This window comes from Psychroserpens ponticola, assembly GCF_023556315.2.
GTDB classification, from domain to species: Bacteria; Bacteroidota; Bacteroidia; order Flavobacteriales; family Flavobacteriaceae; genus Psychroserpens; species Psychroserpens ponticola.
Genome location: NZ_CP116221.1, coordinates 1,065,001 through 1,076,931 on the forward strand (window position 1 = coordinate 1,065,001; position 11,931 = coordinate 1,076,931).

General features: G+C 32.5%; 5 protein-coding genes and 2 rRNA genes (1 of these 7 only partly in view). 2 read left to right on the forward strand and 5 right to left on the reverse strand.

The window, feature by feature from the left end:
* Together MUN68_RS04750 and rrf are read left to right on the forward strand one after the other, a co-directional pair.
* A 23S ribosomal RNA gene (locus tag MUN68_RS04750) occupies positions 1-2,247 on the forward strand; it begins 572 nt to the left of the window's first position.
* Between the two features lie 94 nt (positions 2,248-2,341).
* Positions 2,342-2,449, forward strand: a 5S ribosomal RNA gene (rrf, locus tag MUN68_RS04755).
* A gap of 613 nt (positions 2,450-3,062) precedes the next feature.
* On the opposite strand, the gene MUN68_RS04760 is transcribed toward rrf, so the two are convergent.
* The 5 genes from MUN68_RS04760 to MUN68_RS04780 all read right to left on the reverse strand — a co-directional run bounded on the left by MUN68_RS04760 (position 3,063) and on the right by MUN68_RS04780 (position 11,885).
* Positions 3,063-5,672 carry a choice-of-anchor tandem repeat GloVer-containing protein gene (locus tag MUN68_RS04760; protein WP_249995515.1) on the reverse strand — a complete coding sequence of 870 codons (2,610 nt, stop codon included), beginning with the start codon at positions 5,670-5,672 and terminating at the stop codon, positions 3,063-3,065.
* 176 nt (positions 5,673-5,848) lie between these two features.
* Positions 5,849-6,400: a hypothetical protein gene (locus MUN68_RS04765; RefSeq protein WP_249995516.1), complete on the reverse strand. Its 552-nt coding sequence runs from the start codon at positions 6,398-6,400 to the stop codon at positions 5,849-5,851.
* A 91-nt stretch (positions 6,401-6,491) separates the two neighbouring features.
* A complete protein-coding gene (locus MUN68_RS04770) occupies positions 6,492-7,043 on the reverse strand; it encodes a hypothetical protein (RefSeq protein ID WP_249995517.1) in 552 nt (183 codons plus the stop codon).
* Positions 7,044-7,118: 75 nt separating this feature from the next.
* Positions 7,119-7,514, reverse strand: a complete 396-nt coding sequence (locus tag MUN68_RS04775) for a hypothetical protein (RefSeq protein WP_249995518.1) — start codon at positions 7,512-7,514, stop codon at positions 7,119-7,121.
* A 414-nt stretch (positions 7,515-7,928) separates the two neighbouring features.
* Positions 7,929-11,885, reverse strand: a complete 3,957-nt coding sequence (locus tag MUN68_RS04780) for a hybrid sensor histidine kinase/response regulator transcription factor (RefSeq protein WP_249995519.1) — start codon at positions 11,883-11,885, stop codon at positions 7,929-7,931.
* Positions 11,886-11,931: the final 46 nt, after the last annotated feature.

The window sequence follows — 11,931 nt, forward strand, 5'->3', positions numbered from 1 at the left end:
TGACGGCGTGCCTTTTGCATAATGAGCCTACGAGTTACCGTTGCTAGCAAGGTTAAGGACTTCAGGTCCGCAGCCGTAGCGAAAGCGAGTCTGAATAGGGCGCTTTAGTTAGTAGTGGTAGACGCGAAACCGTGTGATCTACCCATGGGCAGGGTGAAGCTGTGGTAACACACAGTGGAGGCCCGAACCGATATACGTTGAAAAGTGTTCGGATGACCTGTGGGTAGGGGTGAAAGGCCAATCAAACTCGGAAATAGCTCGTACTCCCCGAAATGCATTTAGGTGCAGCGTTGATTTATAGTTTTATAGAGGTAGAGCTACTGATTGGATGCGGGGGCTTCACCGCCTACCAATTCCTGACAAACTCCGAATGCTATAAAATGTTAATCAGCAGTGAGGGCATGGGTGCTAAGGTCCATGTCCGAGAGGGAAAGAACCCAGACCATCAGCTAAGGTCCCCAAATATATGTTAAGTTGAATAAACGAGGTTGAACTGCTTAGACAGCTAGGATGTTGGCTTGGAAGCAGCCATTCATTTAAAGAGTGCGTAACAGCTCACTAGTCGAGCGGTTCGGCATGGATAATAATCGGGCATAAACATATTACCGAAGCTATGGACTTGTAAAAGTGGTAGGGGAGCATTGTAGTGTCGCCGAAGGTTTGCTGTGAGGCATTCTGGAGAAGCTACAAAAGAAAATGTAGGCATAAGTAACGATAATGCGGGCGAGAAACCCGCACACCGAAAGACTAAGGTTTCCTCAGCTATGCTAATCAGCTGAGGGTTAGTCGGGACCTAACGCGAACCCGAAAGGGGAAGTGGATGGACAACAGGTTAATATTCCTGTACCTGCTCACACTAAAAGTGACGGAGGCGTGTATTTGGTGCGTACTGACGGAATAGTACGTTGAAGCGAGTAGTAATACCGCGATAGTACACTGAGACTACGGTCAAGGTGATAATCCAGAGAAGCGACTTCCAAGAAAAGCGAGTGAAGCAGCCCGTACCCTAAACCGACACAGGTAGTTGGGATGAGAATTCTAAGGTGCTCGAGAGATTCATGGCTAAGGAACTAGGCAAAATCGGCCCGTAACTTCGGGAGAAGGGTCGCCCACAGAAATGTGGGCCGCAGTGAAAAGGTCCAGGCGACTGTTTATCAAAAACACAGGGCTCTGCTAAATCGAAAGATGATGTATAGGGCCTGACACCTGCCCGGTGCTGGAAGGTTAAGTGGAGGGTTTAGCTTCGGCGAAGATCTGAAATGAAGCCCCAGTAAACGGCGGCCGTAACTATAACGGTCCTAAGGTAGCGAAATTCCTTGTCGGGTAAGTTCCGACCTGCACGAATGGTGTAACGATCTGGACACTGTCTCAGCCATGAGCTCGGTGAAATTGTAGTATCGGTGAAGATGCCGATTACCCGCAGTGGGACGAAAAGACCCCGTGCACCTTTACTATAGCTTAGTATTGGTTTTGGATAAGTAATGTGTAGGATAGGTGGGAGACTTTGAAGTGACGTCGCTAGGCGTTGTGGAGTCATTGTTGAAATACCACCCTTTGCTTATCTAGAGTCTAACTTCGAGAGAAGGACAGTGCTTGGTGGGTAGTTTGACTGGGGTGGTCGCCTCCAAAAGAGTAACGGAGGCTTCTAAAGGTTCCCTCAGCACGCTTGGTAACCGTGCGTAGAGTGCAATGGCATAAGGGAGCTTGACTGAGAGACATACAGGTCGATCAGGTACGAAAGTAGAGCATAGTGATCCGGTGGTTCCGCATGGAAGGGCCATCGCTCAAAGGATAAAAGGTACGCCGGGGATAACAGGCTGATCTCCCCCAAGAGCTCATATCGACGGGGGGGTTTGGCACCTCGATGTCGGCTCGTCACATCCTGGGGCTGGAGAAGGTCCCAAGGGTTGGGCTGTTCGCCCATTAAAGTGGCACGCGAGCTGGGTTCAGAACGTCGTGAGACAGTTCGGTCTCTATCTACTGTGGGCGTTAGAAATTTGAGTGGATCTGACTCTAGTACGAGAGGACCGAGTTGGACTAACCTCTGGTGTACCAGTTGTTCCGCCAGGAGCATTGCTGGGTAGCTACGTTGGGAAAGGATAAGCGCTGAAAGCATATAAGCGCGAAACCTACCACAAGATGAGATTTCTTTAAAGGGTCGTGGAAGATGACCACGTTGATAGGCTATAGGTGTAAAGGCAGTAATGTCATAGCCGAGTAGTACTAATAACCCATAGGCTTATTGTACACCTGTTTTTTTAGAGTTGCAATATTATTTTTATGATATTTTTTTTCAATATGTTAAGATATTAGTGTTGATTATTTATAACAACCAAAGATTTAAGGTGGTTATAGCGATGGGGCTCACCTCTTACCATTCCGAACAGAGAAGTTAAGCCCATTTGCGCCGATGGTACTGCATTTGTGGGAGAGTAGGTCGTCGCCTTTTTTAAGCCCTTCATAGTAATATGAAGGGCTTTTTTTATATACCATATATTTTAGATCTTTATTCTATCCCTTTTTTAACTATTTAAACATACTTACAATAATTTTTTGTAATCTCTTGATATTTATATAGTTTAAGTTTTTTTAATAATTAAATATCTAAGCAATGAGAAAGTCAAAAAAGAAAAAGTTTATTTTGAGACAAAATAAATTAGATGAGAGTATATTAATGATATTAAGTATTCAAGTTGCTTTTGAATATGTTTATATTAATTCTTATTTGAGTTTTATTAAGGTTAAATATAGATTCGATAGTTTTTTTATAGAGATTAGATTTTTTGTGTTCTTAATTGCAATAATTAGTTTAGCATTTTTATTAATGTCTATCGGATATTCGTTTATTTGTTTTTTTTAAATAATTTTTTATTTATGAAGAAAGATGTTAATGATATAAAATTTACACTTAAACAGAATGAATATAGAATAAAAAGATCTAAGTTCTTTTTAATTCAAAGTATTACAGTTTTAATTATATGTTTTTTGATTTTCTTAAACCTTAATACTAAAATAGTATAGATAACAAATCGACAAGCATAGTTTTTTTACTTTTATAGTTTCTAGTTTTTAATTATTTTTTTTATTTCAACACCTTGATTTGTTATTATATGTACAAAATAAACACCATCAATAAAATTGCGTAAATCAATTTTGTCTTCTTTAGTTTCAAAAATGAATTGGCCTATATTATTATATATTTTGGAAGTTATTATATTCCCTGTGCTTTTTAAATAAATAAAGTTTTTTACTGGGTTTGGATAAACTAATATTTCATTATTTGAAGACAGATTATTAGTTGATAAAGTTTCAGTATTGAATATGTTTATAGATACAGGGTAACTGCCATCGTTAATGCCATTAAAATCAAAAATTTTAGTGAAAACAAATGTATTTGGATCGAAATTAAACATAGTTCCATGATTGTTAATACCTCCAGATGTAGTAACACCATAAAGTTTTCCATCAACTGACGATTCAATTAATGTTCCTTCAGGATTTATCCCATCGTTTATTGAGAAATCATGTCTTTTTGTAAATTGATTCAATACTAAATCATATTCAAAAATAACACCATTATTATTTGTACCTCCCTTATTAGTTAACCCATAAAGTTTACCATTATTAATTTGAATTAAATCCCCCAGAGGTTTGTCTCCATCAAAATTATCATCGTTATTAAAACTATGTAATACTTCATAACCTGTAGTTAAGTTATATTTAAAAATTGCCTCTTCAATGTATAAACCTCCTTCATTGGTAATGCCTTCCATTGATGTCAGCCCGTATAAAGACCCATCTAAACCTTCAATTAAACTTCCGTAGGGGTTACTACCTCCATCTTCATCTACAACTTTAAAATCATGAAGTTTATTAAAAGTGTTGTTGAGTGGGTCGTATTCAAAAATTATGCCTCCTTGTATTGGGGTACCCATAAAAACTCCTCCATCACCTCCAGCCGATGTTAAACCATAGAATTTATTATTAGTTGCTAATAATAAGCTGCCCATTGGAAATGAACCAATATTATTAAAGTGGTGCTTTACTGTTAATGAATTTGTAATTGGATTAAATTCAATTATTGCTCCTATATTATTTAGTCCTCCTTGCTCTGTTAATCCGTAAAATAATCCATTCGATGCAAGTGTGAGGTTTCCACTTGGAATAGCTCCAGTATTATTTCCAAGGTTTAGTATTCCAAATTCCACTAACTTTGTATGTGTATTAGTTGTTGGATTGATTTCAAATATCACTCCTGTATGATATAAGCCACCATGCTTAGACATACCATAAAGCTTACCATTTGATGGTAAAAATGTAAGACCACCTTCGGGTAAAGCTCCTGCTGGCATATAATTCAACTTGAATAATTCGGTGTATTCATTATTATTAATATTTAACTTATAAAATGCACCACTGGGTTTGGTGTATGTTTCATAACCAAATTGGGTTGTTAATCCATAAATGTCACCACTATTAGTTAGTATGATATCTCCATCAGGATATTTCCCATTAAAATTATTAAATGTATGTAGAACAGAAGATTGCAGTGTTACGGGGTCAAACTCAAAAATAGTTCCGTATTCTGTGTAACCAGTTGGTGTTGTACCATAAAATTTGTTGTTTTGTGCTAAAAACAAACTGCCTTTAGCCCAAGACCCTAAAGATGTTTCAGAATTAGGATTTAAGTTTCTCAAAACTGACAATTCATTTGTTGTAATATTATACTTAAATAAAACACCACCATCACCTATTGATCCTTCAGAATTCATACCATATAATTCTAATGAATTATTGGGACCTTCAATTAAACCACCCCATGGACTATGACCATTATTTCCAGATGTATTAAAATCAAGCTTTTTTTCGTATTCATTTGTTGAAATGTTGAATTGAAAAAGAACACCTACATTATTTTCTCCTCCATCTTTTGTCATTCCATATATTAAACCATTTGATGCTTCTGTGAGATGCCCTAGAGGCGCACTACCATGAATATTTATATTGTCATCAAAATCTAATTTTTTTGTATAAATATTAGTGCTTAAATCATATTCATAGATAACGCCATCATCTGTTGTGCCACCTCTACTTGTCATTCCATAGAGTTTACCATTTGTAGCATGTAACAATGTTCCTGATGGATTGCGACCATCAGTATTATTAAAACTATGAAGAACCGTGTATGTATTCGTGTTATAAGCAAATTCATAAATTACTCCACTACCATTTTGGCCACCTCTTCCTGTTATTCCGTAAAGCTTGTTATTAATTTCAATTAATCTTCCTATTGGTTGAACACCTGAGGGTATTGGTTGAATATTTGAAGAATAATGAAAGTCATATTTTTTTAAATACGTATCTGTTGTTGGGTTATATTCAAAAAGAACACCTTGGTTGTAAACTCCTCCAAAACTAGTTGTTGCATAAATGTTTCCATTACTAGCTTCCATTGGGAAATTAAAATTTGGATCGTTACCTTCATAGCTAAAAAACTCATGTACTACAGTATGATTATTACCGTTAGTATCTGTTTTAAAAACAGTACCATTATTACTTGCACCTCCGTTTTTAGTAACTCCCCAAATTTCGTTTGTTTGCACAAAACCTATAATAGGTATTAGACAAAATATAATAATGCAAACGGTTTTTTTGAATTGTATGTTTTTCATGATTTTTGTGAATTATTAATTATGTTTATTATTTCTAATAAAATTACGGTTAAAGGTTTGTATGTATTTCTTGAGGGATACCCTTAGAAACCCTAATTGGTGACCTCGATATTACTATTAGATTATTAGGTTAAGTTTTTTCTTTTAGAGATGTACTATATTGAAAGCTATAATTATTAATTGTTAATTTCAAAATCGCCATTGATTTCATGTACATCAGTGATATCTGAATTATTTCTATAGAATTCTCCTGTAAATGTGCCTTTGCAATGGGTTACAAAATCACCATTTATTTCTAATTCTGTAATAGTTACGCTCACCTCTTTAGCATTGTAATTTTCTCCAATAGATTCTAATACGATGTTAATTTCAGAATCATCACCATTTTGATTCCCTATATTGTGTATACCAATTTCAGGCGGAGATACCAATAAAAAGTTAGATTCTGTAAACGATTTACCAATGTATAATTGAATTTCATCTTCAGATAAATCTGGGTCTTCATCTGCATTATAGAAGTAACCAAGGGTACTAAATTCATCGTTACTACTTACATCTCTATACTCATAATCTCCATTGGTAATAGGTCCTGCTATAGTGAATCCTACATAAGAAATTTCGAAATCATTATTTCGGTCATCTGTAGTACTATCATCATCACTACAAGAAAGTAGGGTTATAACTATGATTAATGCAAAAAAGTTTCTAAGTTTTAAAATGTTTTTCATGATATATTTATTTGATTAATAGTTGTTTGCAAAAATTAATTGATGGTTGTCATTTTTATTTATTGAAAGTTACAGCTTGTTAACTAATGTGTTATTGCGCTATATTATACTCAAACTCACCATCTATAATATGTGTTTCTTCAATTTCATCACCATTTACTGTATGCTTGTAAACCGCAATCCCATTAAATGTGCCTTTTATATGAATAACATAATTATCATTGCGTTCAATTTCTAGGACATTGACTGATATAGATTTTGCTTCAAGCCCAACATCCTCAAAACCAAAACCCAAATCAAAATCTGGATGGTCATCTAAAATTTCAACCAATCCAGTTCTTGCAGGAATACTCATGCCTACATTTAGCATGTGTGTAGTATCTACAAATCCCATTCCTGCTATTTTTAAGGTCTGCGAATTGCTTTCGGGATATACATTAGCGAAGGCTAATATGCTGGGATTGTTAAGGTCTTCAACAACGATGTTATAGGTGCCATTTACTTGGTTTCCTGCAACACTGTAATTAGTATATGTGTCTTGTTGCTGTGCTGTATCATTAGGATTGTCATCATCTTTACTACAAGACAAAATGGTAACAGTGATAATAATCAAAAACGGTATTAATTTTAATGTGGTTTTCATTGTGTTTTTTATTTTAAATAGTTGATCACCAATCAATTCTTATTAATTGCTTTTTAAATAGTATTTAATTAGATTTTACCACTCACACTCCTCATATCGTAAAATCTCTTCATCAAAAAGCGATATATAATTACCTACTTCGTTAAGAAGTGAATCTATTTGATAGGGAAGACATCCTGCATTTTCTAGGGTGTTGGTATTATTAATACCGGATTCAAGAATTAAAAATTCCATTAGAAAATCTCTTGCAATTCGTTCTCGTTCCAGGCAAGCCAAATTAGGATCCGAATCAGAAACTGCTGCTATTTGTGTTTCATATTCTTCATATATAGCAAGCATTTCTGTTAATACATTCTGATGACAATCATCTAATCCTTCTAATTGTTCAACTATTTCATTTGCATCTTCTTCAGTGCAACTAATTGAGAGTGTAAAAACGGCTGCTAGTATGAGTATTAATTTAGTATTCATAAGTATTAAGTTTTATATCGTTATTATTTGTTTTTTTATGTTTTTAAAGTTTGAAAAGAAAAGGAAGCAACGCTAACTCCACATTTTATTTGTTACTCCCTTTACTCAACTGATTAATAGCTTCTTTAATATTTTTTAAAAATGACGAATAGCAGCTTACTATTTCTTCAGTTTTATAGATTTTATAATTTTATTTTTTATCATAATATTTAAAACATAACGACCATCATTTAAGTGGTCTATACTTAAAAAGATATGCTGTTTCTGGTTTGATTTTTCTTGTATTTCATTGTTTAGTGTCATTAATTATAGTATTAAGGGTAGCTTTTGTAAAACTATTTTTAATGCATAAAAGAGCATGTCATTTATGTAACATTGCGTTACACTTATGTAACATTTAGTATAAGTGGCTGACTAAGTGTATTTTAATGCGTATTCTAAAGGTGTGCATTTGTAAACATCTTTAAAATTTTTAATAAAATAGGAAGGTGTGTTAAAGCCTATTTGATAGGCAATCTCAGAAATGGTAAGTTCAGATTGCTTTAATAGTGTTATAGCAATTTTTAATCGTTCGTTGCGAATTAATTGTGTTGTAGTCAATCCTGTTAATGCGTTTAATTTTCTATGTAGTTGCATTCTACTCATTAACATTTTTTTGCTTAATACTTCTGAAGAAAAATCTGTATTAGTCATGTTTTCATTTAAAACGCTTTTTAGCCTACTTAAAAATTGTTGGTCTACTGAAGTTGTTGTAATGTCTTTTAACTCTAGTGAATTGCTATAGCGTTGCTGTAGTTGTTTACGTAATTCGATTAATTTTTCAACTTTAATTTTAAGTTTATTACTATTAAAGGGTTTTACGAAATAATCGTCTGCACCTGTTTTTAAACCAATAATCTCGTTTTGGTCGCCACTTTTTGCGGTAAGCAAAATAATTGGAATATGACTTGTTCGTTCATCTAATTTTAATGTATTGCAGAGTTCAATGCCATCTACTTTGGGCATCATAATATCGCTAATAATAATATCTGGAATTTCTTTTATTGCATTAGCAATGCCTTGTTCACCATTTATAGAATCTTTAATAGTATAGTCTTCTTCAAAAATTGAAGCTATATATTGTCTAATATCATCATCGTCTTCAACAATATGAAGTAATGGTTTGTTATTGTTAAATGTAGTTTTATTAGTTGTTGAATAATCTTTTTCTTGATTTGTTATTTCTTTAGTTTCAAATAATTGATCTTCATTTATTTCTGAAGAATTAAAAAATGAACGTTCAATAGGAAGCGTAACAGTGAATTGAATTTCATCATCATTTATAGTATTCGCTAATATATTTCCATGTGATAAAATAACTAACTCTTTTACTAAAGACAGGCCAATACCAACGCCATCTGCGCTTTTATTGTTTTGGTAGTAACGCTGAAATAATTTACTAAGCTCTTCCTGTGTAAGTATATTTCCGTTATTGATAATTGAAATTATAATTTGGCCATTTTTTATTGTTGAGTTAAAATGAATTCTTCCATTTTTTTTAGTGTATTTTATAGCGTTAGAAAGTAGATTAATCACTATTTTTTCAATGACATCTTTATCAAACCATGCTTTATCTATAGGTCGAATATTATAGTTAAATTCAATATTTTTTTCTTTTGCTTTAAACTCAAAAGCCGCAACAAGTTGTTTTAATAAAACGGCTAAATTTCCATTTGAAACAGTTAAATTAAGATTGCCAGTTTCTAACTTAGATAAATCTAGAAGTTGATTTACTAAGTTTAATAAGCGTTTTGAATTTCGTTGAACTAACGACAGTTCTTTTTTATCATTTTTAGAGAGCTTAGGGTTTTCAAGTTGTTTATCAATAGGGCCAGAGATTAAGGTTAATGGCGTTCTAAATTCATGTGAAATATTAGTGTAAAGTTTGGTTTTAAATTCGTCTAATTGTTTTAATCGTTCTGTTTCTTCTTGTTCTAATTGTAATTGTATATTCATATGCCATTTCCATTTCAAGTATTTATATACACCATAAATGGTGAGGAAAAAGCCTGAGAAGTAAAAAACAAGAGCTATGTAACTTAAATACCAAGGTTGTAAAATGGTGAAACTGTAAGTAGCAGGAATATCATTCCATACAGCATCATAATTACTAGACTTAACTTTAAAAGTATAGTCACCTGGATTAAGTTTTGAATAATGTGCTATAGTGTTATTTCCTGATTGTATCCAATTTTCATCGTAATTTACTAATTGATATTGATAGCTATTTCTGTTTGGTAAGGAATAATGTAGTCCAGCAAAATTAAAAGTGAATGTATTTAGATTATGCTTAAATTTTTCGTTTTCTAGGATTTTATGTTTTTTATTAAATAATTCTAGTTTTGTAATAACCGTTTTTGGTTTTACTGGGTTTGTAGTTAATAAATTTGGGTTAAACCAATTTAAACCTTCTAATCCGCCAAAAAATAAGAGTCCATTTTTATCTTTAAAATATGCTCCAGTATTAAATTCTAGCGATTGTAAACCATCATGAATATTGTAGTTTATAATGTTTGGGAAGTCTAAATTTTCAGAATTAAATTTACAAATCCCTTTATTTGAACTCAACCATAAATTATTATTGTTATCTGGTAATATGCCATAAATGACATTATTTGAAATTCCGTTTTCGGTATTATATGTTTTAATTTCTCTTGTTTTAGTATTATATGATTTTAGTCCATTTCCAAAAGTACCTATCCATAAAATAGATCTTTTGTTGTCTACTAACAATGATTTTATTTTATCATTTATTTTTTTGTGTGGTGTAATTTTTTTTGTTTCAGGGTTTAAAGAACAAATGCCATTATCGTCTGTTCCAATCCATAATAAACCATTTTTAGCTTCAGTAATCGTTCTAATGTTGTTACTTGGTATAGAATTGAGATTTCCTTTTTCAAATCTATAATTATCTATTACACCTTTGTTTTTATCATATAAAAATAATCCATGTTCTCTGGTGCAAAGCCAAATTCTATTTTTCGAATCTCTAAAAATATTCCAAACTGTTTGTGCATCAAATTTTATTTTAGATTTGTTATTCAATGCTCTGAATTCCCCATTTTTGTTAAATAGTTCTAAACCGAAATCCTGATGACCAATCCATAACTCATCATCGATTATTGCTAAACTAACAACTCTATTTGACCTTATTTTAGAATTTTGTGTTGTATATGTTTTATGTTGATTAGTAATGAAATTTATTTTGGTTAAGCCCTCTCCAAAAGTCCCTAACCACAAATCATCTGATTTGTTGTTTTTTGTAATAGATCTAATTTGATTTACACTTACATCAATAGGTAATTGGTTGTTTGTTAGTATGTTGAATTTGGAAAGGTGTTCATCATAATAACTTAAACCTGCGCCATCTGTACCTATCCAAACGATACCAGAATAATCTTCAAATAAGCTTAAAACATAATCATAGTGAATGGCATACACATCATTTTTATTAACTTTTATATGATTAATCGTTTTTTGTTCAAAATCTAATACATAAACACCTTGTCCATAAGTTGCAATCCATAGTTTGTTGTTTTTATCGACTAAAACCGATTGAATATTTAAGTTATTTGGTAGCGAAGATTTGCCTAAAGTATTAAATGGAATATATTCACCATTGCTTTGAATGAACAATCCATTACCATAAGTTCCAATTACTTGAGAGCCATCTTTTAATATATCAATACAGCTATAATAAGCTTTAGTTTGTGAGTTATTTGAATAAGAATTTGTGTTTATATCTAAATTTATAACACCATTTAATGCAGTTATTATTACTGCGTCTTTTTGTTGAATAATGCTAGATATAGATTTCTGAAAGTCTTCTTTTTTAAATACTTGAAGCGTATCTTTAGTGGTTTTATCAATCTTATATAAGCCATTATTATAGGTGCCAATGTAGGTGTTTAGCTTCGTGTCTTGAAATATGGCACTAACATCTTTAATAGATTCTATTTTTTTAAAAGTTTCGTTTTTTCTATTGAATTTTTCTAGATTTCCTGAATTTGTTATTATCCAAATTACGTTTTCTCTATCAACATATACCTTTCCTAACTTACTGTAATTAGCCTTTGTAATGTCTTCAAATTGTTTTTTGTAGTGCATAAATGTTTTTCCGTCGTATTTATTTAAGCCTTCTTGTGTTGCAATCCATAAATAACCAGTACTGTCTTGAGCTATTGAAATGGCAGAGCTTTGTGAAAGGCCATCCTTAATAGATAGTTGTTGAAATGTTTTTTGAGTTTGAGAAAAAGTTATTGAAGTACTTAATACATAGAAAGCGACATACCAAGTTTTTATTAAGATATGTTTGATGTTATAGATAATCACTTATTTACGCTAGCTTAGCTATTTATACCTATTAGTACATTAAATT